Annotated in this window: 25 protein-coding genes and 1 tRNA gene (1 of these 26 running past the window's edge); 14 read left to right on the top strand and 12 right to left on the bottom strand. The window is 64.5% G+C overall.

The window, feature by feature from the left end; genetic code table 11:
• Window positions 1-380 carry the 5' portion of a VOC family protein gene (locus QQK18_RS06625; RefSeq protein WP_284339516.1) on the bottom strand. The gene continues 4 nt to the left of window position 1, outside the view, so the window shows 380 of its 384 coding nt (coding positions 1-380); it begins with the start codon at window positions 378-380; the stop codon falls past the left edge of the window.
• A gap of 240 nt (window positions 381-620) precedes the next feature.
• Entirely contained in the window at window positions 621-1691 is a 1071-nt protein-coding gene (locus QQK18_RS06620) for a phosphotransferase enzyme family protein (protein WP_284339515.1), read from the bottom strand.
• Window positions 1692-2061: 370 nt separating this feature from the next.
• Between QQK18_RS06620 and QQK18_RS06615 the strand changes: the two genes are divergently transcribed.
• The 4 genes from QQK18_RS06615 (at window position 2062) to QQK18_RS06600 (ending at window position 5063) form a co-directional block, all read left to right on the top strand.
• Window positions 2062-2490 carry a YciI family protein gene (locus QQK18_RS06615; RefSeq protein WP_284339514.1) on the top strand — a complete coding sequence of 143 codons (429 nt, stop codon included), beginning with the start codon at window positions 2062-2064 and terminating at the stop codon, window positions 2488-2490.
• 33 nt (window positions 2491-2523) lie between these two features.
• The gene (locus tag QQK18_RS06610) at window positions 2524-3846 is read left to right on the top strand and encodes an RNA polymerase sigma factor (RefSeq protein WP_348523211.1); all 1323 of its coding nucleotides are present in this window, start codon (window positions 2524-2526) and stop codon (window positions 3844-3846) included.
• 200 nt (window positions 3847-4046) lie between these two features.
• Complete coding sequence (locus tag QQK18_RS06605; RefSeq protein ID WP_379993995.1) at window positions 4047-4397, top strand: ArsR/SmtB family transcription factor; 351 nt, start codon at window positions 4047-4049, stop codon at window positions 4395-4397.
• A gap of 213 nt (window positions 4398-4610) precedes the next feature.
• Window positions 4611-5063 carry an SRPBCC family protein gene (locus tag QQK18_RS06600; RefSeq protein WP_284339512.1) on the top strand — a complete coding sequence of 151 codons (453 nt, stop codon included), beginning with the start codon at window positions 4611-4613 and terminating at the stop codon, window positions 5061-5063.
• A 272-nt stretch (window positions 5064-5335) separates the two neighbouring features.
• Here the strand turns inward: QQK18_RS06600 and QQK18_RS06595 are convergent, their stop codons facing one another.
• Window positions 5336-6727, bottom strand: a complete 1392-nt coding sequence (locus tag QQK18_RS06595; protein WP_284339511.1) for a DUF4344 domain-containing metallopeptidase — start codon at window positions 6725-6727, stop codon at window positions 5336-5338.
• A gap of 271 nt (window positions 6728-6998) precedes the next feature.
• Here QQK18_RS06595 and QQK18_RS06590 point away from each other — a divergent pair, with 271 nt between their 5' ends.
• The 3 genes from QQK18_RS06590 to QQK18_RS06580 all read left to right on the top strand — a co-directional run bounded on the left by QQK18_RS06590 (window position 6999) and on the right by QQK18_RS06580 (window position 10164).
• Window positions 6999-8210, top strand: coding sequence for a lytic murein transglycosylase (locus tag QQK18_RS06590; protein WP_284339510.1), 1212 nt, complete (start codon window positions 6999-7001; stop codon window positions 8208-8210).
• A gap of 278 nt (window positions 8211-8488) precedes the next feature.
• The gene (locus QQK18_RS06585; RefSeq protein WP_284339509.1) at window positions 8489-9496 is read left to right on the top strand and encodes an alpha/beta hydrolase; all 1008 of its coding nucleotides are present in this window, start codon (window positions 8489-8491) and stop codon (window positions 9494-9496) included.
• Window positions 9497-9546: 50 nt separating this feature from the next.
• Window positions 9547-10164, top strand: a complete 618-nt coding sequence (locus tag QQK18_RS06580; protein WP_284339508.1) for a nucleotidyltransferase family protein — start codon at window positions 9547-9549, stop codon at window positions 10162-10164.
• A 256-nt stretch (window positions 10165-10420) separates the two neighbouring features.
• On the opposite strand, the gene QQK18_RS06575 is transcribed toward QQK18_RS06580, so the two are convergent.
• From QQK18_RS06575 to QQK18_RS06545, 7 genes are all read right to left on the bottom strand, one after another.
• Window positions 10421-10831, bottom strand: coding sequence for a VOC family protein (locus tag QQK18_RS06575; RefSeq protein WP_284339507.1), 411 nt, complete (start codon window positions 10829-10831; stop codon window positions 10421-10423).
• A 65-nt stretch (window positions 10832-10896) separates the two neighbouring features.
• Complete coding sequence (bfr, locus tag QQK18_RS06570; protein ID WP_284339506.1) at window positions 10897-11388, bottom strand: bacterioferritin; 492 nt, start codon at window positions 11386-11388, stop codon at window positions 10897-10899.
• The gene (locus QQK18_RS06565; RefSeq protein WP_379993999.1) at window positions 11354-11644 is read right to left on the bottom strand and encodes a (2Fe-2S)-binding protein; all 291 of its coding nucleotides are present in this window, start codon (window positions 11642-11644) and stop codon (window positions 11354-11356) included. The genes bfr and QQK18_RS06565 overlap by 35 nt, the downstream gene beginning before the upstream one ends.
• Window positions 11645-11830: 186 nt before the next feature.
• Window positions 11831-13234 (bottom strand): chromate efflux transporter, encoded by a 1404-nt coding sequence (gene chrA / locus QQK18_RS06560; RefSeq protein ID WP_284339504.1) that lies wholly within the window; start codon window positions 13232-13234, stop codon window positions 11831-11833.
• Complete coding sequence (locus tag QQK18_RS06555) at window positions 13231-14052, bottom strand: sulfurtransferase/chromate resistance protein (RefSeq protein WP_284339503.1); 822 nt, start codon at window positions 14050-14052, stop codon at window positions 13231-13233. Before QQK18_RS06555 ends, chrA begins: the two co-directional genes overlap by 4 nt.
• A 135-nt stretch (window positions 14053-14187) precedes the next feature.
• Window positions 14188-14877, bottom strand: a complete 690-nt coding sequence (locus QQK18_RS06550; RefSeq protein WP_284339502.1) for a DUF599 domain-containing protein — start codon at window positions 14875-14877, stop codon at window positions 14188-14190.
• 271 nt (window positions 14878-15148) lie between these two features.
• Complete coding sequence (locus QQK18_RS06545; RefSeq protein WP_284339501.1) at window positions 15149-16186, bottom strand: aldo/keto reductase; 1038 nt, start codon at window positions 16184-16186, stop codon at window positions 15149-15151.
• Between the two features lie 218 nt (window positions 16187-16404).
• On the opposite strand from QQK18_RS06545, the gene QQK18_RS06540 reads away from it, so the two are divergent.
• Window positions 16405-16481 (top strand) — tRNA-Met (locus tag QQK18_RS06540).
• A gap of 286 nt (window positions 16482-16767) precedes the next feature.
• On the top strand, window positions 16768-17622 hold the full coding sequence (locus QQK18_RS06535) for a hypothetical protein (protein ID WP_284339500.1): 855 nt from the start codon (window positions 16768-16770) through the stop codon (window positions 17620-17622).
• Window positions 17623-17795: 173 nt separating this feature from the next.
• Here QQK18_RS06535 and QQK18_RS06530 read toward each other — a convergent pair whose 3' ends face one another.
• Entirely contained in the window at window positions 17796-18605 is an 810-nt protein-coding gene (locus QQK18_RS06530; protein ID WP_284339499.1) for a class I SAM-dependent methyltransferase, read from the bottom strand.
• Window positions 18606-18821: 216 nt separating this feature from the next.
• On the opposite strand from QQK18_RS06530, the gene QQK18_RS06525 reads away from it, so the two are divergent.
• Together QQK18_RS06525 and QQK18_RS06520 are read left to right on the top strand one after the other, a co-directional pair.
• Complete coding sequence (locus QQK18_RS06525) at window positions 18822-19604, top strand: DUF899 domain-containing protein (RefSeq protein ID WP_284339498.1); 783 nt, start codon at window positions 18822-18824, stop codon at window positions 19602-19604.
• Window positions 19601-19924, top strand: a complete 324-nt coding sequence (locus QQK18_RS06520; RefSeq protein WP_284339497.1) for a hypothetical protein — start codon at window positions 19601-19603, stop codon at window positions 19922-19924. The genes QQK18_RS06525 and QQK18_RS06520 overlap by 4 nt, the downstream gene beginning before the upstream one ends.
• Before the next feature lie 161 nt (window positions 19925-20085).
• On the opposite strand, the gene QQK18_RS06515 is transcribed toward QQK18_RS06520, so the two are convergent.
• Entirely contained in the window at window positions 20086-21087 is a 1002-nt protein-coding gene (locus QQK18_RS06515; RefSeq protein WP_284339496.1) for a LacI family DNA-binding transcriptional regulator, read from the bottom strand.
• Window positions 21088-21221: 134 nt separating this feature from the next.
• Between QQK18_RS06515 and QQK18_RS06510 the strand changes: the two genes are divergently transcribed.
• The 3 genes from QQK18_RS06510 to QQK18_RS06500 all read left to right on the top strand — a co-directional run bounded on the left by QQK18_RS06510 (window position 21222) and on the right by QQK18_RS06500 (window position 24286).
• Entirely contained in the window at window positions 21222-22304 is a 1083-nt protein-coding gene (locus QQK18_RS06510; protein WP_284339495.1) for an NAD(P)-dependent oxidoreductase, read from the top strand.
• Between the two features lie 19 nt (window positions 22305-22323).
• Complete coding sequence (locus QQK18_RS06505) at window positions 22324-23592, top strand: ABC transporter substrate-binding protein (protein WP_284339494.1); 1269 nt, start codon at window positions 22324-22326, stop codon at window positions 23590-23592.
• Window positions 23593-23776: 184 nt separating this feature from the next.
• Window positions 23777-24286: a hypothetical protein gene (locus QQK18_RS06500; protein WP_284339493.1), complete on the top strand. Its 510-nt coding sequence runs from the start codon at window positions 23777-23779 to the stop codon at window positions 24284-24286.
• The last annotated feature ends 16 nt before the right edge of the window (window positions 24287-24302 follow it).

Raw genomic sequence — 24302 nt, 5'->3', positions numbered from 1 at the left:
GCTCGCGCGGCAGGCTCGTTGAGCATGGCCTCGATATTGTACCCATCGGGATCGAGCACGAAGCACGCATAGTAGCTTGCGGCATACTGCGGACGCGGGCCGGGCGCGCCATTGTCCATGGCACCCGCCTCGAGCGCCGCCTGGTAGAACGCGTCGACTTCGGTTGCGCTCTTGACCCGGAACGCGACGTGTACGCGTGTCAAAGGCGGTGGGCTCTCCGAGCGCTGAATCTCGAACAAGCTGCCGTCGCCGACGTCAAAGGCCCAGAACACGCCCTCCTTTCCAAAGGAAAGGCGATATCCCAAGGCTTCGAACGCCCTCTCATAAAAGAGCTTGCTTTTTTGCAGATCACTTACCGCAAGAGTGACGTGGTCGAACATGGCCCATCTTAACCCTTTGTTGCCGCGGGAGTCTTTCGCATCCTCCTCCAGCCGTCCACCCCCGATGTCACTCTGGCGAAGGCCGAGCCCATCCTGAGTTCAGCGCCAGCCGCAAGGTGTGTGAATTGGGCAGGATGGCGAGCGAACTGATCTTTCCGAGCCGGCTGATGTGTTTCTAGGCTGGGTCCCCTCGCTTCGCGAGGATGACAGTCGTGGACGGACCCGTCGCATCCGGCAGAGCTATCGGCGGTACGCAGCTCGGGTCGCGGCTGCAGTTGCGCCGATGTACTCTGGGTCAGCGAAGCCCCACACCTCCTCGGGCCAACGGCCGTTGACCAGATCACGCCGGTAGCTGAAGCAAGCGAGGTACAGGGGACGTATGTACATTACCGCCTCGAGCCGCTTGAGCTCGTCGTCGGTCAACTCGATATGCTGTCGGTATGCGCCTACGGCCAGATTGATCCAGTCGTCATTGCGCCAAGTGCCCCACATGAGCCAGGCGAAATCAGCCAGGCGCGGTCCCCATCCGGCCGCCTTCCAGTTGATCGCCACCGGTCCGTCCGCGCCGACGATCACGTGATCCGGGGCATGGAGGAGATTGCCGTGGAGTAGCGCCTCGGGCAGGCCCTGGCCATCGTCGGCTGAATGCACGAGGTCGCGGAGTTGCTCGAACCCCTCGCGCCCCGCTGGAGATACCTTCGTGTCGACCGCGTCGAGGAACGAGAGGGCGGCCAGCAGGTCCTGGCGCGGGCTGCCCTCGCGGGCGGGATCATCCCCAGCCGCGCCACCGGGACGGCTGACGGACTCGTCGAATGGCAGCGTATGCAGCCGTCCGAGCAGGTCACCCATGATGGCGAACTTCTCGCTGCCCTCGTGTCCGGCGGCCACTGGGAGCGACGAGCCGGAGATGAAACGGGTGACGAGGACGGTCGAGCCGTCGAATGCCGATACCGGCTCGTCGGTCGCGAGCCGCTCGGCCGGGTAGTTGTGCAGCTCAAGGAAACGCAGGATCGCGGCATCGCCTTCGACGCCGATCCGCGGTCGGGCCGGCGAGAACGCGCGCGCCAACCACGGTTCGCCGTCGCGGCGATCGATGCGAAACACATGGTCATGGTGTACGCCGACCTTCGTCGCGGCGACCGCGTCAATTCCGTATTGAGCCCGAATATGGGCCACCAGGCGCTCGCCGAGAGGCTGGTGAGACATTCGGGCTTGTAACCCTTCGAGGTCCGCGAGCGCCTGGGTGTAGCGCTGACCGGTTTCCTCGGCGTGGCGGCGGACAACTTTCTTGAAGCTACTGTCTTTGGTCATAGCAAGCCTCCTCATGGGCACCCTCGTCCCCCAAGCAACGCGGTGCAGAGATGGCCTGTACTATCAACGACCTGAGGGCAATTCCCCTTCGCCCATGGAACCCCGGCTGGGGCGGATGCTCCACGGCTCGGCGGCTGGTCAACGCCGTGAGAGCCAGCCTGCCGAGCCATCTCGCTTGTGTCAAGCGCGGACGCCGTCGCGAGTGTCTGCTGTCTTCGACTGGGCTTGCCAGTTCGACGAGCAAGTGACGCTCCTCCGCAGCCCCGACAAAAATCCTTCGTGCATTTGTCGAATCCCTTCTTCCCTTCTCGTCGTGTCAGTGAGCGGCAATGCGGCGGGCGGGCGTTGCGGCAGGAAGGAGTGATGCAAGATGCGTTTCATGATCATTTTCAAGGCGACGCCGGAGAGCGAGGCTGGGGGCCCGCCGACGTCCGGGCAACTCGTCGAGATGGGCCGATTCAACGACGAACTGATCGCAGCGGGGGTGCTGCTGGCGGGCGAGGGGCTCTATCCAAGTGCCAGCGGCGCGCGGGTGCGCCGGCGGGATGGACGGCATGTCGTCATCGATGGGCCGTTCGCCGAGACAAAGGAGCTCGTTGCCGGCTTCTGGCTCATCCAGGTCAAGGATCGCGAGGAGGCGCTCGCCTGGGCGCAGCGCGTTCCGCTCAGTGAAGGCGAGGAGGTGGAAGTGCGGCAAGCCCATGAGGTTGCCGATTTCCCTGCCGACGACGCGGCGAAACCCTTTCTCGAGCGGGAACAGGCGTGGCGGAACGCCGGGCAGAAGCCGATCGGGCGGTAGAGGAAATGCCCCACTTGCCGGAGGCGGCGGGATTTGCTCTCATCCGCCCCCATGAGCGCAGAAACCAGCACAGCGACCACAAAGGCGGGCACCGCCCAGGCCAATCGCGTCCTCGAGGCGGTTTGGCGCATCGAGTCGCCCAAGCTCATTGCGGCGCTGACGCGGATCGTGCGCGATATCAGCCTTGCCGAAGAGCTGGCGCAGGACGCCATGATGGTGGCGTTGAAGCATTGGCCCGAGAGCGGGGTGCCCAGCAATCCGGGTGCCTGGCTGATGGCCACCGCCAAGCGCCGCGCCATCGACTATTTCCGCCGCAACAAGATGATGGCGCGCAAGCTCGACGTGCTGAAATACGATGCCGAGACCGACCAGGAGACCGCGCAGGCGGACATCGACGCCATGCTCGATGACGATGTCGGCGATGACCTGTTGCGGATGATTTTTACCGCCTGCCATCCGATCCTTTCGATGGAGGCGCGAACAGCCCTGGCCTTGAAGCTCGTGGCCGGGCTGACGACGGGCGAGATCGCGCGGGCCTTCCTCGTGCCCGAGCCGACCGTCGCCCAGCGGCTGGTACGGGCCAAGCGCACGATCGCGGAGGCCAACATTCCCTATGAGGTGCCGCTCGGCGAGGAGCGCGCCGAACGGCTCGCTTCGGTGCTGGCGGTCATCTACCTGATTTTCAACGAGGGCTATTCGGCGACTTCCGGCGAGGACTGGCTTCGGCCGGCGCTGATGGACGAGGCGCTGCGCTTGGGGAGGATCCTCGCCAACCTCGCGCCGGGCGAGGCCGAGGTCAACGGGCTGGTGGCGCTGATGGAAATCCAGGCCTCCCGCCAGCACGCGCGCGTCGACAAGGACGGCACGCCGGTGCTGCTGCTCGACCAGGACCGCTCCCGCTGGGACCAGTTGCTGATCCGGCGCGGGCTCAATGCGCTCGACAAAGCCGAGGGGCTCTCCCCCGAACGGGGCCCTTATACGCTGCAGGCCGCGATCGCCGCCTGCCACGCGCGTGCCCGCACGGCGGAGGCGACCGACTGGGCGCGGATCGCGTCGCTTTACGACGAGCTGATGGAATTGTCGCCGACCCCGGTCGTGGCGCTCAATCGAGCCGTGGCCATCGGTATGGCCGAGGGTCCGGCGGCGGGGCTCGCCCTCGTCGACGAACTCACCGCAGAAGGGGCACTCAAGGCCTATCACCTCTTACCAAGCGTTCGGGCTGAGTTCCTCAGCCGGCTCGAGCGATTCGGCGAAGCCGAGGCCGAATACCGGCGCGCCGCCAGCATGGCGCAGAACGCACGCGAGCGCGACCTGCTACTGGATCGCGCCGAAGCCAGCGCTGCCAGGGTGCGCTGATATTCAGGTGATGCCGGTCTGCAAACGCCCATTTTCTGCGCTTCCGGTAAAGATACGTTGCGCTCCGGTTCTCGAAAGCGGCCATTTTCGCCTCGGCCTGACCTGATTCTCAGTACACCCTGCGCACGATACGACTCCGACGTTCATTTAAGCGATACCTTTAGTGTTGACGAAGCCAATGCGCCCTGTTACTTAAGTTTATGCTTAAGGATGAACGGTCGCTGGATCTGATGTTTCACGCCCTGGCGGACCCGAGCCGCCGGATGATGGTCGACCGGCTGAGCCGGGGGCCGGCTTCGGTCAGCGAACTGGCCAAGCCCCTGGCCATGTCGTTGCCGGCGGTGGTCCAGCACCTGGCCGTTCTCGAACAGAGCGGGCTCGTCAAGACGCAGAAGGTCGGGCGGGTGAGGAGCTGCACGCTCGACAATGAGGCGATGTCGCGCGCCGAGCAGTGGCTGCACCAGCGCCGCCTCGGCTGGGAACGACGGCTGGACCGGCTGGGGGACTTTCTCTCGGCTGATCCGGGCGTGACGAAAACGAAGAAGACCTGAACCGGCGCCACGGCGCCTTGAAAACTAACGCAGCACCACCGGCGACCTTGCCGGTGAATGGATGCGTATGCGCCGGTAAAGCCTGGGAGACATGCGAATGGAAAGGCTCATCGCAGTGATCGTCGCCCGCCGCCAGGCGTGGGTCCAGCGGCTCCGACGCCTTGCCGGCTATCTCGAAACCACCAGACCACAGACAAGAAAAGGAAAGAGCAAATGACCGAACGTTCGATCGCCCATGGGAGCTTCACCGTCGAGCGCCACTATGACGCGGCCCCTTCGCGAGTCTATCAGGCCTTCGCCGATCCGGCCCAGAAGAAGAACTGGTTCGGCGCGGGCGAGGCCGCCCCCGGCAACTTCGAGTTCCGCGAGGGCGGACGCGAATACTACACCGGCAAGATGGACGAGAACACCACCTACGCGTTCGACTGCTCCTATCGCGACATCGTGCCGGACGTGCGCATCGTCTATAGCTACGAGATGCATCTCAACGGCGAGCGCATTTCGGTCTCCGTTGCCGCCATTGAGTTCCGCCCGGAAGGGGCGGGCACGCATCTGGTGGTCACCGAGCACGGCATGTTCCTCGACGGCCTCGACACTGTCGACCAGCGCCGCGAGGGCACCGAACAGCTGATGGACATGGTCGGGGCGTATCTGGCGAAGGAGTGAGGGGTGGTGCGAGTTGGGGGATAACAAGGGGGTAACACCCAGCCACCCATCGGCTGTTATCTCCGCGAAACACGAGACGCAGGCGGCGTATACGTCACAGCGCACGGAGAGAATGGCTTGCGGGGAGCGTGTCTCCCTCCTCCTTGTGGGTAGCGTAGCTCGGACGCAAGGCCCCTAACGACGCTGGAGTGGGGGTATGCCGCGGCAGGAACCGCAGCATCGCGTTTGCTGCGGCATACCCCCACCCTGCTCGATCACGGACTTAGCTGGCGCTAAATCCTATCTCGCTTCCCTCCCCACAAGGGGGAGGGAGGAGCTCCTTGCCCTCGCGCGCCGCTTCGAGCGCTGTCGCGGCTGAGCGTCAGGATGGCGCCGTCGTACCAGGTCAGAGAAATCGTGTCCGGATCGATGGCGGTCAGCACGGCTTCCGGGCCCCAGGGTTCGCCGTCGCAGGTCACGTCGTAGCCGCCGTCGTCACGCGGCGAAAGATCGGGGTCTGCGCAGTCATCGAACGTGCCGCCGTCGGGTTCGCTCGTCCAGGTCATGGCATCGCCCGAAATTGAAAGGCCGGCGTCCATATAGGAGGGGTCGTCTTCCACAATAGCGGAGATCTCCATCTCCGGATCGCTTTCGACGGCGGTTACCGTCCAGTCATCGACAAGTGCATTGAGGTCGATCTCCATACCTGGTGCAGCCGTCGCGACGGTGTAGTCGTCGGGGTTCTGCATCGCATCGCTCGCCACCAGGTCGGCGAGCATGTCGATGAATTCGTAGCAGATCTCGATCTCGGCATTCTGCCAGTTGTAGTCGGCGTTGGCGGTGCCGCAGGCGCGCGCGGTCACCTCGATCGGACGGGGCATGGCGTAGTTGGAGGTGATGAGGTCCGCCAGTCCCTCCAGCAACCCGCTGTTAGCCAGCATGTCATGGGCGCCGGCGAGCTCTTCGCCGGGTTCCTCATAGCTGACCGTCAGGGCGGCCTGCTGATCGTCCGTCCCGTCGTCCCCGTCGCTCGCCGCCGCTGCGTCCGAATCCTGCGAATCGCGCGTGTGCGGCGCGAGCAAGGTGAACCAGCCCTCGGCCGCCAGACCATAGTCGAAAGCGCAGCTTTGCTTCCGATCCTCGTCGACCCCGTATTCGTCGGCCAGCGGTCCGAAGGTGTCTTCGTCGCTACCCACCATCAGGCAGAGGATCTCGTAGCCGCGGCTGATCGAAAGCGTGTGCTCGTCGTAATAGAGGGAAAAGTCGTCATCGTCGTTGTCGTTGTCGAACTGGGCGGCGCCGAGCAGGAACCAGCCCTTCATCGCATCACGCAGCGTGTCGTTGGCATCGTCGGGAAATTCGGCAAGTAGAACGACGCTGGCGAAATTGTCGGCCGCGTCCTCGCTGTGGCCAAGCACGGGCAGGTCGAACTCGCCCACCATCATGTGCCCCATCTCGTGGATGATGACGAACTGGGTGATGTTGAGCACCGTTTCGAGCGCGCGTTGGGTCTGCTCGTCGGTCAGGCCACTGCCATCGGCGGCCTCCGGCTGGCTGTCATCGGCTTGGGCAAGCAGCAATGGGCGAGCCGCGTCGGCGGGCGGCGCGGCGATGGTCGGCCCGCATGCGGCGATGGCGGTCAGCGCGGCAACCGTGAAGGCTGGCATCAAGGAAAGGTGGGTCATTGCGAGCGCTCCCAATTGTGTCGGCGCCTCCAGAATTAGGCGGCGGCAATAGTTGCACCGGGCGGGAACTCGACACCCGCCGGAATTATCTCTAGCAACGGCAATGAGTTATGAATCGCACGACGCAATGCCATAATTGTGACCGCAGCTGGGGCACAATGTGCATTGTCTTAAGGCCATCTTAATTGCGTGGGCTAAAATAACCCTAACGGGTCGGCGCGGCGTGTCCGGCCCGCACCGCAGGTTATTCGCTGGTTGTCAGAGGCTCGTCATGGTTTTGATCCAACGCAATCGTTCCAGCCGGCAGCGCATTGCCGCTCTTGCGGCAGCGGCCGTGCTGGCTTTGTCGGCTGTTGCCTCGCCGCTTGCCAACAGCGCAAGCTTTGTTGCCGGGCTTTGGCCCGAGGCGCAGGCGATGGGGGTATCCCGGCAGGCGTTCGAGGCCTCCTTTGCCGGCTATCAGCCCCTGCCCAAGGTCATGGAACTGACCCGCAAGCAGCCCGAGTTCAGCCAGACGGTCGCCGAATATATCGGCAAGCGCATCACCGACGCGCAGGTCGGCAAGGGTCGTGCGATGCGCGGGGAGTGGGCCCAGACGCTCGCCGCGATCAGCCAGCGCTATGGCGTGCAACCCGAGGCGATCCTTGCCATCTGGGGCATGGAGACCAATTTCGGCTCCTATATGGGCGGCAACAACACCATACATGCGCTGGCGACCCTGACCGAAAACGGCTACCGGGCAGACTTCTTCAAGCGCGAGCTGTTGACGGCGTTGCGCATCGTCTCGGACGGGCATGTGGCGCCGCAGGCTATGGTCGGATCCTGGGCCGGGGCCATGGGCCATACCCAGTTCATGCCGACGAGCTTCATGAGCTATGCGGCCGACTATAATGGCGATGGGCGCAAGGACATCTGGAATTCCGTGCCCGACGCGCTCGCCTCGACCGCCAATTACCTCAGGGCCCATGGCTGGCGGGCAGGTGAGACCTGGGGCTATGAGGTCGCTTTGCCCCGCGGCTTCGACTTTGCGCGGGCCGAGGCGCTGGGCTCGGTGTCCCTTGGCCAATGGCAGCAGCTCGGCGTTGCCCGCACCTCGGGCCGGGCCTTCCCGCGCCCCTCGGACACGGCGCGGCTCTACCTGCCGGCAGGCGGCGACGGTCCGGCCTTCCTGGTGCTGCCGAACTTCGACGTCATCAAGCGCTACAACAATTCCAACAGCTACGCGCTGGCCGTCGGGCACTTGGCCGACCGCATCATCGGCGGCGGGCCGTTCGCGCGGCCGTGGCCGGCCGGTGACTTCTCCCTCAGCAAAAGCCAGCGCGTCGAGCTGCAGAGCCTGCTCGCCCGGCGCGGCTATGACGTCGGAACGCCCGACGGGGTGGTGGGCCCGCGCACGCGCGCCGCAATCATCGCCTTCCAGCGGGCGGCAGGCCTTACCCCCGACGGCTTCGCGTCGGGCCGGCTGCTGCGGACATTGCAGTAAAACCCGCACCGCAGGTCTCGCGCGGTAACCATGGCGCGCAATTCCTTCAAACGGTCACAGTTGGGCAAGGTTTCGTTAACCCACGCGGCGCAGCATTTTCAGCGCTTAAGCAGAGGGCAGGAGCCGCGGCCGCAAGGCCCTCCTGCCCTCGCCCAGCTTCCGACATCGCCAAGCCCGGCTACGTGAATGTGATCGCCACCGCCATACTCATTCCCGCTTTGTCCGGCTAATGGCGGCAACCCAATTCCCTTGCCCCAGATCCGCAGCCCCATCCATAAATGATCATCCGCTCCGCCGCGACACGCCTCAGGGCGCTTCTTGTCACCCTCGCCGTGCTTCTTGCCGTCGGATTGTCTCCGGCATCGGCGGTTTCGCTGCTCGATCCCTTCAACCTGCCAGGGGTCATGGATGGCGGCACGGCCAAGGTCGGTGACGGCATTGCGTTTGCCGATGGCCAGCGGTTCAAGCTCGACGTCTATGCGCCCGAAGCGCGCGGCGGATCGGCGCCAGTGGTCTTCTTCATCTATGGCGGCGGTTGGAACCGGGGCGAGCGCGGCGACTACCAGTTCGTTGGCCGGGCTTTGGCCTCGCGCGGGTTCGTTACCGTCATCGCCGACTACCGTCACGTGCCGGAGGTGCGCTATCCCGAATTCCTCGAGGACAATGCCAGGGCGTTGAAGTGGGTCGAGGATAATATTTCGACCTATGGCGGCGATCCGACGCGGCTGTTTCTCGCCGGCCATTCGGCCGGTGCCTACAATGCCGTGATGCTGGCGCTCGACCCGTCGTTCCTGCGCGAATATGGCGTGACGCTCAACATCCGCGGCGTTGCTGCGCTCTCCGGCCCCTACGACTTCTACCCCTTCGAATACAATGAGGTCCGCGAGGCGTTTGGTCAGGCGCCGAACCCCGAAGGCACGCAGCCGATCAACCTCGTCACCTCCGAGGCGCCGCCGATGTACCTCGCCACCGGCACCACCGATCCGATCGTGCGCATGCAGAACACCGAGCACCTTGCCATGAGGCTCTACCAGAGCGGAGTGTGGGTGACGGCGCGCTATTTCGAGGGCTACGGGCACATGGAGCCGGTGATCGCCATGGGCGCCGCCTGGCGCTGGCGGCTGCCGGTGCTCGAGGACATGGTGGCGTTCTTTACCCGGTTCGGCGCGTTCCCGAGCGGCGTGCCCTATGTGGCGGTGATCCCCGATCCGCCAGCCGGCACAACGAACGGTATGGACGGGGTGGTTGCCGAGCTCGATGAGATGTTCGGGCCGCTCTCGCAGTAGCTGTCACGGCGCGATTTGACGGGGGCGGGAATCGGTCTAGCTTTCGCCCCATGGACCAAGTGCTACCTGACCCCTTGCGATATGCCGGCGCGGGCAAAGCCATCCAACGCGCCGCACTCGAAGAGATCGTGCGCGCCGAGCCGGTGCTGATGCGCGTGCTCCGGACGCTTCGGGACGAGGCGCTCCCCGATCACCTGCTGGTGGCCGGCGCGCTCTACAATGGCGTGTGGAATCATCTCACCGGCCGGCCGATTCTGGCCGGTGTCAACGATATCGATGTCTTTTACTTCGACGGCTCGGACCTCTCCTATGAGGCCGAGGATGTGGTGATCAGGCGGCTCGAGGCGGAGCTTTCCGAGTTGCCGGTGCCCGTGCAGGCGCGTAACCAGGCGCGGGTGCATCTGTGGTTCGAGCAGAAATTCGGCACCCCATTCACGCCGCTGACCTCAGCGGGCGAGATGCTTGAACGTTATGCCTCGAAAACCCATGCGGTGGCCGTGCGCCTCGAGGCGGACGAAAGCCTCACCGTGCTGGCGCCGTTCGGGCTCGACGACATCTTCTCGTTCCGCATCACTCCCAATCCTGCGCTCGACAATCGCAAGACGCATGAAGCGAAAGGCGCACGGGCGAAGTCGATCTGGCCGCAGATCACCGTGATGCCGTGGTGAGGGTGAACGTCCGGGCCTGAGGCGGCGGGCCCGACGTTACTCCGGCGCGGCGGTTGCCCCTTCTCCCCTCGTGGGAGAGGGTGCCTCGAAGGGGCGGATGAGGGGGCTGCGGTCGCAGTTTGCCGCCGAACGCTGTGCATATGGCGCCATTGCACCCCCTCACCCTGCTTTTCCTCTGGACGCGGAAAAGCGGTCCCTCTCCCACGAGGGGAGAGGGGAGGCGTGCCAACCGCGAGTACCGGGATGACAGCTCCTCTCACGCCGGATCAATGGTGACCGACGGAGCCGAGCGTATCGACGGGCCGTGGTACACCGCCTCGATATTGTTGCCGTCGGGATCGAGGACGAAGGCGGCGTAGTAGCCGGGGTGGTAGTCGCGCTCGCCGGGCGGGCCGTTGTCGGTGCCGCCGCTAGCGAGCGCGGCCTTGTAGAAGGCGTCGACCATGGCCCGGTCGCGCGCCTGGAAGGCGAGGTGCACGTGGGTCGGGACGGTGCGCGCGTCGGCGGCATCAACGAAGAGCTCGTCGACCTGGAACCAGCCTTTGCCGGACTGCTCGATCTTGAGGCCGAGGACGCCGAGCACAGCGGAATAGAACCGCTTGGTCAGCGCGAAATTGGCTGCACGCAGGTGCACGTGGTCGATGAGACGCCCGATATGCCAGCTCATCATCCGCTCCGAAATTCAGGTGGAAACGCCTCGCCAGGCGCATGGGCGGCGAGGCTTAACAGGCGTCAGTCCTTGTCGGCCTCTTCGGCCGAGCCGGAATTGAGCTGGCCGTACTTCTCCTCGCCGATCTTCTCCAGCAGGCCGAGCTGAGTCTCGAGGAAGTCGATATGGCCTTCCTCGTCGGCGAGCAATTCCTCGAAGAGGTTCTTGGTCACGTAATCGCCGATCTCCTCGCAGAGCTCGCGGCTGGCCTTGTAGGCGGTACGCGCGTCGTATTCGCCGGCAAGGTCGGCCTCGAGCACTTCCTTGATTGTCTGGCCGATGCGCAGAGGCGCGACGCGCTGCAAGTTGGGGTGGCCCTCGAGGAAGATGATGCGCTCGATCAGCTTGTCGGCGTGATGCATCTCCTCAATCGATTCGGCGCGCTCCTTGGCCGCGATCTTGGTATAACCCCAGTCTTCGAGCAGGCGATAGTGAACCCAATACTGGTTGACGGCGCCCAGTTCGAGAAAGAGGGCCTCGTTAAGCCGCTCGATGACTTGTGCTTCGCCTTTCACGACGACCTCCAATGCGTTTGCTCTTGAGCGTGGCAAGACGCGCGCGCACGTCGATAAGTTCGCCGGGCGTACGGGCTTGCTGCATATGGTAATTTTCGGTCGTCTTGACGATAATGTCCACCACATTCGGCACGCATCCACTGCACTTGGCGCGCCGTTCGAGTTCGCGGTAGACCATGGCGGGGACCACAAGCTGCCACGGGTCAGCTCTGAGAAAGCCGAGGACGATCTCCTCGATTTCCTTGTCGGTGATCATGTTGCACTGGCAGATGAGCATGAGCTTTCAGGCAGTGGTCTCTCGTGTTTCAGGCGGGCGCATAAAAAGGCCCCCATTCATGATTGTCAATGTCAGATATTGTCGCGGCAGAGGCCAGCGACAAGGTCTGCCGGCGGCTTCCCTTTCGCCAGGGATATGACGTTTGGGAGAGGCGTTCGATCTGATCTAGGTCAACATCGACCATGCCGCGCCGACGAGGGCAGCCGCTACGAGGACCAGCATGGGGCCTGCCTTCAGCGCAAAGATGGCGGCGAGCGCGGCAGCAGTCAGCGCGAGGGCAACGGGGTCGAGGGATGCCCAGGCGGGAATCTCGAGGCTGGCGCCAAAACCCCGCCATTGCGAGAGATCGGCAAAGAGCGTGTGCAGAGCGAACCAAACCGTCAGATTGCAGATGACGCCGACGACGGCTGCGGTCACCGCCGACATGGCCGCGCCGAGCGCCCGGTTTTCCCGCAGCTTTTCGATGAAGGGCGCTCCGAGGAAAATCCACAGGAAGCACGGTACGAACGTCACCCAGGTGGTGAGCACGGCCGCAAGGCTCGCCGCGACCAGTGGAGGCAGCGTGCCGGGATCGCGATAGGCGCCGAGAAAGCCGACGAACTGGACAACCTGGATCAGGGGGCCTGGCGTCGTCTCGGCCATGCCCAGGCCGTCCAGCATCTCGCCGGGTTGGAGCCAACCATAGTGGCCGACAGCTTCCTGGGCGACATAGGCAAGGACGGCGTACGCCCCGCCAAAGGTCACCACAGCCATCTGGCTGAAGAACAAAGCGATCTGAGAAAAGACATTGTCCAACCCGAGCATCGCCAGCAGGGCCAGCACGGGCGCGAGCCACAGGACCAGGAAGACGACGGAGACCATCAACGACCATCCAAGATTGGGTCTGGCATGGGCCGGGGTTTCCTGACCCAGGACTGAATCGGCGTCGGCCAGGAAAAAGCCCTTGCCGGCCGCATGTCCGGTTGCCGGACCAAACAGAGACGGAGCTGTCCGCTCGCCCAGAAAGCCGACGAGCGCGGCGACGAGGATGATGGCGGGGAAGGGGACGTCGAACACGAAGATGGCAAGGAACGCCGCCGCCGCGATTGCGACCATGGCGGGGTTGCGCAGCGCCCGCGTCCCTATCCTGACCAGAGCATTGGCAACGAGGGCGAGGACGGCGGCCTTGAGGCCGAAGAACAGGCCCTCGACGAGGCGAGCCTCGGCGAAAATGACATAGATGTAGCTGAGGGCGAGGATCGAGACGAAGCCGGGCAGGACGAAGAGAGCACCGGCGACGATCCCCCCCTTGGTCTTGTGCAGCAGCCAGCCGAGATAGACCGCGAGCTGCTGTGCCTCAGGACCGGGAAGCAGCATGCAATAGCTCAGCGCATGCAGAAACCGGTTCTCGCCGACCCAGCGCTTCTCCTCGACGAGGATGCGGTGCATCACCGCGATCTGCCCGGCCGGACCGCCGAAGCTGAGGGCGGCGACGCGCAGCCATACCTTGACCCCTTCAGCGAAGGGAATGGTGACGTCGGGCTGATAGGTCGTCCCGGCGTTGTCGCTCGGTTCGGAAAGGTCCGTCATCTCGTGGCCAGGGGCCGGTTCGTCGGCCAGTTGTGCGTCTCGTCGGTCGCGTCCCGGCACCAGCGATAGAAGGCGTCATAGAGCTCCATGCCGGCCTCGAGCTGCTCCAGATCGTCGGCATACATGCGCGACAGACCGAGGGATGCGGCAAGAAGTCCCGCTGCCTCGGGAGCGAGATCGTGGCGGGAGGTGTCGGCCCCGCGCACGATTCTGGCCAAGTGGTCGAGAGGGCCCGAGGACAGGCCGAACTCCTCCACCATGACATCGAAGGTGCACAGCTCCCCGCGGTGGCTCCAGAACACGTCCTCGATGTCGAAAGGCGTTGCGCCGAAACGTTCGGCGACGCCCACGACTTCCGGCGGCGGAACATAGAGGAACACTGCATCCGGATCGACGAAGCGGCGGATGAGCCACGGACAGGCGATGCGGTCAATCTTGGGACGCGCCCGCGTGACCCAAACCGTCCGCCCCAACCCATCGCGGGGAGGCACCACCGCTTGGGGAACAGCGCTCCCGTTCGCATCGATCCAGGCTAAATGACCGCCCTCCAGCACTTCGGCCGGCACGCCTTCATGGCGCAGATAGGCGGCGACGCCATGGCTGAGCTTGAGCCCGCGCTGGCAGATGATGATCGCGCTCTTGCCCCGGAGCTGGTCGATCCACTGGGGAACGGCGTCATGAGGACGCCGCACGCCTGCGGGGATCAGCCGGGGATCGGCTGCAAAGTCATCTTCGGTGCGGACATCGATGATGCGGGGCGATCGAGGGGTGCCGATCAGGCGAAGGAGTTTGTCGACAGAAATCGTCGTCGAAGACATAGCGCGCCCTTCCTTGGAACTCTGGGTGGACGCGATACTTCGGCTGGCGCCTCGTGGGGAGATCGCAATCCCCATGGCTCCAGTTTGCTGGCCGCAGGCGTTGATTGTCAAGAAAGCCGCGTATGCGACCACACCCTATTTGCCTTCCATGCGCCCCTTGCGCGTCGCGATCACCGCGGCCGAGGCGGCAACGCGGTGGGCGGTCGAGAAGAACTCGCGATGGACCAGGATGAGGATGGTGAGGAGGCAGGCAACGATGGAGAGCCACTCGGCCGCGAACCAGGCAACGGTGGCGACGGCGAAATAATAAGCGCGGATGCCCGAGTTGAAGTTCTGGGCGCCCAGTGAATTGAGCCGTGCCACGGCATCGATCTCGGCTTCACCCGGAGGTGGGTCGTGGTCGAGGGCGCCGAGCATGATGCAGAAATGGTTGAACTGGCGCAGCGACAGGGTGAAGGAAAAGAACGCCAAAACGAACATCGTCAGCATGACGACGAGATGCAGGACCACCTCCTGGACGCTGTAGACGCGGTCGATGGCGATGGTTTCGAGCGCGCTCATGAGCGCGGGCAGTTGCCCGAAGACCGCCAGCACCGCCAGCACCAGCAGTGCCGAGGTCGAGGCCATGAACGCGACCGAGCTCATGATGTTGCCGGAAAGGATGGCATCGAACGGGGATTCGCGCCGGGCGGCATTAGCCACCCACCGCCGCCGCTCGATGCTCATGATGACCGAGAGCGACGGGCGGTAGCGCTCCACCAGCGGCACGGTGAAGTTGTAGGCAAAGTAGCAGATCAGCGGAAAGAGCGTCGCCAGAAGCGTCATAACGGAAAATCCCCGGCCCGGTTGGGCGCATCATATAGACGCCGCGGCAAAAGGCGACCGCTCTAGGGTGTGGTGCTATTCAGGTGATGCCGGTCTGCAAATGGCCGCTTTCTGCGCTTCCGGCCTTCGCCGGCCGAAGCTTTCTCGAGCGTTAGCGCTCCAGGAAGGGCTACGGCCGGCATAGGCCGGTGCTCTCGTACCCGAAGGTACGCTGCGCTCCGGTTCTCGAAACGGCCATTTCGCCTCGGCCTGACCTGAATCCCAACACACCCTAAATCGGGCGTGGGTGGCGCCTGTGGATTTTGTCAATGTCGCAGAGGATCTTCTCGGAGAGCACGAGATCGCGCCCGCCGATGTCGTTCTCGAGCTGAGCGACGCTGGTCGCCCCGAGGATCACCGAGGTCACGAACGGGCGGGTGAGGCAGAAGGCGATGGCCATCTGCGCCGGGTCGAGTCCGTGGTGGCGGGCGAGCGCCACATATTCGGCAACGACCGGCATGGAGTGCCTGTTCATCCGCCACAGCCCCTTCTGGTATTCGGCACGGCTGCCGGGCGGGATGACGCCGCCCTCGTATTTGCCGGTGAGGAGCCCGGCGGCGAGCGGCGAATAAGCGAGGAGCCCGACATTCTCGTGGTGGCTGAGTTCTGCCATGTCGAGATCGAACTGGCGGCGGATGAGGCTGTATTCGTTCTGCACGGATACGAGCCGCGGCAGGCCGCGCTCCTCGGCGAGGCGCAGCCATTGGGCGATGCCCCAGGTGGTCTCGTTGGAGACCCCGACATGGCGGATCTTGCCGGCCTCGACCATGCGCCCCAACGCCTCGAGCATGTCGGTGAGGTTGGCGATGACGTCGCCGGTGTCCTGGGTGGCGGGAGCGTAAGTCCAGCCATTGTCGAAACTGTAGTGGCCGCGCGAGGGCCAGTGGATCTGATAAAGGTCGATGTAGTCGGTCTGCAGGCGCCTGAGGCTCCCTTCGACCGCCTCGGTTATCGTGGCGCCGTCAGCGCGTTTGCCGCCGCGGATGTGGCTGGAGCCGCCACCGACGATCTTGCTGGCGAGAATCCATTTGTCGCGCTTGCCCGTTTTGGCGAACCAGGTGCCGATGATTTCTTCGGTCCGCCCCGAGGTCTCAGGGCTGCCCGGCACCGCATAGACTTCGGCGGTATCCATGAAATTGAACCCGGCATCGAGCGCCAGGTCGATCTGCGCATGGCCCTCGGCCTCGCTGTTCTGGCTGCCCCAGGTCATGGTGCCAAGGCAGAGGGCAGTGACCGTCAAATCGGTGCGGCCGAGCCGGTTGCGCTTCATAAGTTCAAGTCCCCGCAAGTGAAATTCGCGCGGCACCCTAAGGGGACGACCCTGTTCGCACAAGGCGCAGAGGCGCATTTCCTGCGACTGTCAAAAAACCATCACATGGCGCGAGAAAGGGGGTTGAGCTATACCGCCCAACCCCCTATATACCGCTCACGTCGCGGCCAATCAGGCCGCCAGTGACGGCCTTCCCAGGCATCGCAAGTCACATTTGGCGCGGGGTGGAGCAGCCCGGTAGCTCGTCAGGCTCATAACCTGAAGGTCGCAGGTTCAAATCCTGCCCCCGCAACCAATCTTTCGTCCGAATACCCGTCTCTTGCGAGGCGGGTTTTTGCTTTTGGCGAGGGTGTTCGGCGGGGTGAGATCCTTCCCGGCCAAGCAGCAAGCTGCTGCGGTCGTTCAACCGCAAGCGCTTGACGATCATAAATTTCCATGCGAACAAAATACGAACATCGATTGAGGCAGGAAGTACGTCTGACTCGTTGCGGTGGTTTGGTCGTCCGCGATTACCGCACTGATGCGGCGGGCACCGCCTGAAGATCAGTCGAGTCTGCGTGGCGTATGCAAAGGGGGGAGTCATGTCACGACCAATCGCGAACGGCATGCGCCGCAAAATTGTCAGCTGGACAGTGCTTATCGCTGCGCTCTCCTTGGGCTACGTCAGCGAACACTTCGGCATCCCGCAGGACCGCTGGATCTTGCTCGTCATTCTAGGCGTTCTGTTCCTGGCCATTGGCGAGACCCAGGCAAATCTGCGACGCATCGAGAGCCATCTCGGCCTTGAGCATTTGCAAACGAATAGCGAGCAGGGTTTGAAGGTGGCGGACGGGCCGGTGACGTCGGAGCCTGTCCTGCCGGAGTTGCCGTCGAAGGATGACACGCGCGTTTCCCCCGGGACACGCCTCTTCCTTGAGCACTTCGCGCGGTTCGCGGACGTCACCAACAAACAGATAGGGGGGTTGTGGTGTCTGCGGGAAACCGCAGAGCGGGACTACAATGATCCGGCCTATTGCCGCCGCTACGACATCTTCTACATGGATAGACGGTGCGGAAGTGTTCTGGTCTACGACCGCAGTCGTCTCGGATTTCCCTATACGACAGAAACACCAAGCATAACCACCCGCATCGAGGTCCGGAACGCCCGGTCGTTCCGGACAGATTATCTGATGACGCTTCTGGACCAGCTGGCGATAGCAGGAAGTTTTAATGAGGAGGTGGAGCGGGTTCGGCAGGAGATCCGCAACGCCATGGTGCTGGCGATGTGGCAGGTCGGTCCGGAACGGATCGTCGCGCCGAAGACGCTGAAGATTCGATTCGATGCATCGGCCAAATGGTACCTCCTGACGGCGGGAATTGCACCGCACAAGCCCAGCGAGGCCCGCAGTCTCCGCGATGTCTTGCGAGAACCAGAGGAGGGCAACTCGACGGCGTGAACCCTTTGCTGGGCCCAGTTTTGGGCTCACCCACGGCTAATTGCATCAAAATGCAAGCCTTCTGCCACCGCGGAACCTCAGGGATTGGTGTGCGCTTGCCCCCTGAGGAGCGTTTGGCGCGACTCTCCAGGGTGGTCTATGTCCTTTGCCCGGTGAGGTGGTCGGTAACACGGCTACCGCGTGGCGGTCCCCCGCACCGCCCAGGCCCTGGCTTTGAGTGCAATGTTGCCGTCGCTGGCGCGGGGAAGGTCCGCGGCCAGCTTCTCCTTCAGCCGTTGACGTGCGTCGGGCGCCAGGCTCATGCAGTAGCCTGGCGCCGGACCGGCGCCCAGCGTGAAAGGATGCCAGAAGTCCTCGAAGTCGCGGAACATCGTCGGCACCTCTATGCGCGCCGACTCCACGAAAGCCAGGCCCGCTGCTTCCGCCAAGCCCACGAGACCCTCCTGGGTGCAGAAAGGAAAGCGCCGGTTCTCGGCGAGGTCATGAACTGCCGGATCGAGGGCGATCGCCGCCTGCCAGAAAGCTCGCATGAATTCCATACCCCCGCCTGGATAGTCCCATACGTAAAAGGCGATGGTGGCACCGGCGCGCGCCACACGCTGCATTTCAGCCAGCGCCGTTGCCCTGTCGGGAACGAAATTGAGGACGAGGCCGGAGACCACCATGTGGTTGGTGGCGTCCCCAACGGGCAACGCCTGCGCATCGCCGGTCAGGAACCGGGCGCGTTCGTCGCTCACCCTGGCTCTGGCCTGCGCGAGAAAGCCCTCGGACGGCTCGATGGCGGTTAAGCTGGCCGGTGTGCACCGGGCGAGGATCTCGCCCGAAAGCGCACCCGTTCCGCATCCGACCTCAAGCCAGTCAAGCCCTTCGGCCGGAGCCAGCCAATCGAGGAAGCGCGGGGCAACCTGCCGGCTCCAGCGGCCCATATAGAGGTCATAGCTCTCGCCGGCGCTCCAGGCGTCGTGACGGGACTGCTCAGACATTGCCCTCATTCCCCGGCTATTGACCGGAGGTAAGCATAGGCGCGCGCGCAAAAGAGAGCCAGCGGCAGATTAGGTGGGAGGGTACCCGCAATCGCGCCAGACTTGTTACTCCCACCGTTGCCGCCTGCGGTGCGAAGACGAACCTCACCCGAACGAGCGAACCGCCTCGACCATTATCCAGGCGGTGCTCACGCCAGATCAGGAGGTTCGACTGCCATGACGACATCAGCCACAAGCAACGGGACGCAGACCGCGATGAAGAAGCCGGCGGTGGTCTCTCCGCAGGAGTGGGAGGCAGCGCGGCAGGCGCTGCTCACCAAGGAGAAGGAGCACACCCGCGCCGGCGATGCGCTGGCAGCCAAGCGCCGGCGCATGCCGTGGGTGGAAGTGAACACTGATTACATATTCGAGGGTCCCGAAGGCCGGAAGAGCCTCATTGATCTCTTCGAGGGCAGGCATCAGCTCATCGTCTACCGCGCCTTCTACGAGCCGGGCGTCTTCGGCTGGCCCGAGCATGCCTGCCGGGGCTGCTCGATGGTGGCCGACCAGGTCGCCCATGTCGCCCATCTCAATGCCCGCGACACCACCCTCGTCTTCGTCTCGCGCGCACCGCAGGCCGAAATCGCGAGCCTCAAGGACCGGATGGGCTGGGCGATGCCATGGTATACGCTCACCGACCAGTTCGACGCCGATTTCGGGGTCGACGAGTGGCATGGCACCAATGTGTTCTTCCGCGACGGCGACAAAGTCTACCGCACCTACTTCATCAACAACCGAGGCGACGAGCAGATGGGCGGGACCTGGAACTATCTCGATATCACCCCGCTCGGCCGGCAGGAGGAGTGGGAGGATTCGCCCGAGGGCTACCCGCGGACGCCCGCCTACAAATGGTGGAGCTGGCACGACAGCTATGAGGCCGACGCCGAGTCCGACAAGAAGTGGGCCGAGGTGTCGGACGCTGGAGAGGCGGCGTTCCGCAACACGGAGGCGGAATCGTGAGCCGGGCGACGTCCGGCGAGTCCGGCGGGGGGGCCCTCAGCAGGAACGCCGCAGCTGGGGCGGGCGATCTCCTGGCGCTCGCGGCAGCACCGACCTTCGCCATCATGGCGCTTGTCACCGAGGTTTCGTCGGGCGGTGGCGGGATGGAGATGCCGGGCCATGGCGCACATCCCTTCCCGCTCGGAGAGATGACGACGATGTACCTGCTGATGGCCGTGTTCAGCGCGGTTCCCTGGTTGCGGCGGATGCGGGCGAGAAGGGGCACAACGCAGCACCATCTGCCCGATGCCGCTGCGGCGGGGGCGGCGACACAGCGCTGAACACATCAAAGGGCACGGGGAGGGCGGTTTTGCCAGTCTTCCGTGCCCCTTTCACACACCTTGCGGCTGTGGCGGTATCTCAGGTTGGGTTCCGGCCTGCGCCGGTATGACATGCGGTGGGTGGGGAGGCGTCGTGCGTCTCACCACCCGTCACAGCACGGTCATTCTCGCCGATCGGTGCTGCCGCGCACCACCAGAGTGTGCGGCAAGACAATGCGCTCGCCCGCCTCGCGGTCGCTCTCTTCGAGGAGTGTCAGCAGCTCGACCATGGCCCGGCGGCCGAGTTCGCGGCGGGGCTGGCGGACGGTGGTGAGCGGTGGATCGTAGAATTCGGCGATGTCGACGTCGTCGAATCCGACGATCGAGATATCCTGCGGCACACGCAGGCCCTTCTGCTTGCAGATGGTGATGGCACCGATCGCCATCTCGTCATTGGCGCAGAAGATAGCGGTCGGGGCCGGCAGGCGGGAGAGCAGGACCATCGCCGCCTCCTGACCCGAGCGCATGGTGTTGTTGCCCAGAACGATGCGTGACGGATCGACCGCAAGGCCCGCCGCGGCCATAGCGGCCCGATAGCCGCGCTCGCGGTCGGCATTGGTTGGGGCGGGCGGGCCGGCGATGTGGGCGATGTCCTTGTGTCCCAGCGCAACAAGGTAGGCAACGGCTTCGCTCGCCGCCGCGAACTCATCGATGCCGACGGTCGTCAAGGCCCAGCCTTCGATCGGCACGGCGACGGCGACGGCCCGCCGGGCGAGGTCGGGCACCCGGGCGAGTTCCTTGGGCACATGACCGGTCTGGATGACGAGGCCCTCGACCGTGCCGGCAAGGAAGGTGTGAGCGATGCGCCGCTCGATGTCGGGGCGCGAGAAGGTGTTGCCGATGAGCACCCCATAGCCGCCCTCCTGGGCGACCTCGGCGAGGGCCGAGACCACGTCGGAAAAGAACGGATTGGCGATGTCGTTGAGGGCAATGAGGATGTTCTTCTCGCGCTCCTCGCGCGCAGCCCTGGCGGCCGGCAGCACATAGCCCAGTTCCTCGGCCACGGCCAAGACCCTCTGGCGCGTCTCGGCATTGACCAGGGTCGACCCCGCCAGCGCCCGGCTGACCGTTCCTGCATTGACCTCTGCAACTCTTGCAATGTCGGCCATCGTCGGTCGTGCCATCGGCGAATCCGTCAATCACCCCAATCCCTAGCGAAGCTTAGCCGCAAGCCGGCCTACGGGAAACCCAGCCACCTCTTGCAATTGTAATGCAAAAGTTGTAGCAATATTGCAATATGTTGCAGAAGGAGGAGGGTATGGCGGCTACCGGCAGGAGGGTGATCGTCGCGCCTTATCCGCGAACGATGCGGGAGATCTTGGCCGAGGAGGACCTCGAGCGGCTCGGCGGCTTTGCTGAGATCGTCTGGGGGCGCGACGAAGAGTTGCCGGCCGAGCGGCTCAATGCGGCCCTGTCGGATGCCTGGGCGCTGGTCGGCTTTGCTCCGGCGCTTAGCGGCGCCGACATCGACAGGGCGTCAGAGCTCAAGGCGGTGGTCGAAGTCGGCGGGCATTTCCCGCCGGCGATCGACTATGAGGCGTGCTTTGCCCGCGGCATCCGCGTGCTCTCCTGCGCGCCGGCCTTTGCCCGGCCGGTCGCCGAGATGGCGCTGGCCATGACGCTGACGTCCTGCCGCGGGCTGGTCGCCGCGCATCTCGATTTCCGCGCTAGTCGGGAAGAGTGGCAGGGCGACCGGCGCGGCGACTTCTCGCTCTATGGCGCCGAACTCGGCTTTGTCGGCTTCGGCTCGATCGCGCGCGAGCTTGCCACACTCCTCAGGCCCTTCGGCTGCCGCATCAGGGTGTTCGACCCATGGCTGACGGATTCGGTGATCACGGCAGCCGGGTGCGTTCCCGCCTCGCTCGAAGAGGTGATGGCGGAGTGCCGGGCGATCTATGTGCTGGCCTCGCCGACGCCGGAGAACAAGGGCCTCATCAGCCGTCAGCTCATCGCCAGCGTGCAGCAGGATGCATTGCTGGTGGTAATCAGCCGGGCGCATCTCGTCGATTTCGACGCCCTGGTCGAGGCGGCCGATAGCGGCCGCATTCAGGCTGCGGTCGACGTCTTTCCGGTCGAGCCGGTGCCGCGGGACGCGACCGTGCGCGGGAGCGCCAACATGGTCCTCTCGCCGCATCGGGCTGCCTCCATCCGCCGGGAACGGCAGGCGATCGGCCGGATGGCGGTCGACGATCTCGAACTGATGTCGCGCGGCCTGCCGCCGCTGGTGCTGCAGGCGGCACAGCCGGAAGCGATCAGGAAGAGAATCCTGCCGAAGGCCGACGCACCGGCCCCACCGTCGGGGAGCAACAGCAGAAGGCGGCATCGTGACCGCACGGGTTAAGATCAAAAAGGAGGAGACCATGAGACAGTTGAAGCTTGCTCTGCCTTCGGCATTGGGCGTCGCGCTCCTCGCGAGCGTTGCATGTGCCGCCGAGCTTACCGTCGCGACCGGCGATGGCGGGCTTTATCCGCAGGTTCTGCGCGAGCAGCTCGACCGCTTCGAGGCGGAGACCGGCCACTCGGTCACTATTCTGCCGGCGCCGATCTCGGGCACCGAGACCTTCGCGCAGTTCCGGCTGTGGCTGGCCAATGGCAGCCCCGATGTCGACGTCTATCTCTTGTCCGACGAGTGGGTGCCGCAGCTTGCCGATCACTTCCTCGATCTCTCGCAGGCGGCCGGCGATGCGCTCGATGCGCATTTTCCGCCGCTCGTCGAGGGGCAGACGATCGACGGAAGGTTGGTCGGCATGCCGCTCTTTGCCGACGCGCCGGCGCTCTTCTATCGGACCGACCTGCTGGAGAAGTACGACAAGCCGGTGCCCGAGACCTGGGTGGAACTCGAGGCGACGGCGACGGAGATCATGGAGGTCGAGCGCGCTGCCGGCAACGAGGACTTGTGGGGTTTCGTCTTCCAGGGCAATGCCTATGAGGGCCTGACCTGCGACGCACTCGAATGGGTCGCCTCGAACGGGGGCGGGCGCATCATCGAAGCTGACGGCTCCATTTCGATCAACAACCCCCAGGCTGTTGCGGCTATCGAGCGGGCGGCCGGTTGGGTCGGCACCATCACGCCCGAGGGTGTGCTCGGCTACAAGGAGGAGGAGAGCCGCGGCGTCTGGCAGGTCGGCAAGGCGGTGTTCATGCGCAACTGGCCTTATGCCTATGCGCTCGGCAACAGCGCCGACTCGCCCATCAAGGACCTCTTCGACGTGGCGCCGCTCCCCAAGGGCGAGGCCGAAGGCGCGCAGTCGGCGGCAACACTGGCGAGCCGCGCCACCGCAGCCTCTAAATATTCGCGCAACCCCGATGCCGCCATCGAGCTGGCGCTGTTCCTCGCCGCGCCCGAACAGCAAAAACAGAACGCGATCAGGCTTGCGTATCTGCCGACCATCGAGGCGCTTTATGATGACGAGGAAGTGGCCGCGGCCCAGCCGATTATTCCGAGGTGGAAGGAGATTTTCCTCACTGCGGTGTGGCGCCCGGCGGCGGTGACCAAGACGCGCTACAACGAGGTCTCCTCGATGTTCTGGACCGCGGTCCACGACACCCTGTCGGGACGGGGGTCGGCAGCGGAGAATCTGGAGCTGCTGGAGGTGGACCTCACCGAGCTCAAGGGGGAGGGGTGGTAGGCAATTGCCCCTCATTCGGCGCTTCGCGCTACCTTCTCCCACGAGGGGAGAAGGGGAGGTGCCCCGCGCCGATTCTCTGCCAAATTGAGCTTCGCAAAAAGAGGCGGCGATTAGCCACCCTCCGCTATTAAGCTTCTGCTAACCATGTTTGGTCATGGTCACCCCCGGTGGCTCGGGGGCTGTGATGCGAAGTTTTGTATTGGGAATGGTGGTGGTGTTGGGGCTTGGCGCGACGGCATATGCCGGTCCGATGCCGGTGCTGCCTGAGCTGCCGCCGCTGCCGACCGATTATGTGGCGGTCGGGCAGATGGACGGGTTCCATGCCGGGATCGTCGGCGTGGTGAGCGTTAACTCCGATGCTGCCGGCACGATCGGACTTGCGGTCGGCGCGACGACCATGGCGGCCGACCTGCTGCTTGGGGTGGAAGGGCTGGGGCTGGTGACCAGCGACGGCACGACCAGCCTTGAAGCCAGCGTTCGCATAGGCGTTGCCCTCTCCGATACCGTTGCAATCTTCGGCCAGACCGGTCTTGGCCTCGACAGCGAGGAGGGGTCGTTCCTCGGCCTCGGCGGCAGCCTCGATGCGGCGGTTTCGGATACGCTGACGGCGCGTGTGCAGTATCGCTACGCACATGACCTTTCCGGCGACCCCGGCCGGCATGCGATCCTTTCTGGGCTCTTGTTCAAGTTTTAGCCGAATTTGTGATCGG

It is taken from the genome of Devosia nitrariae (assembly GCF_030160115.1).
Taxonomy (GTDB): Bacteria; Pseudomonadota; Alphaproteobacteria; order Rhizobiales; family Devosiaceae; genus Devosia; species Devosia nitrariae.
Note: the sequence above shows the minus strand (reverse complement) of the source record. Positions and strands in the feature narration are given on the sequence as shown.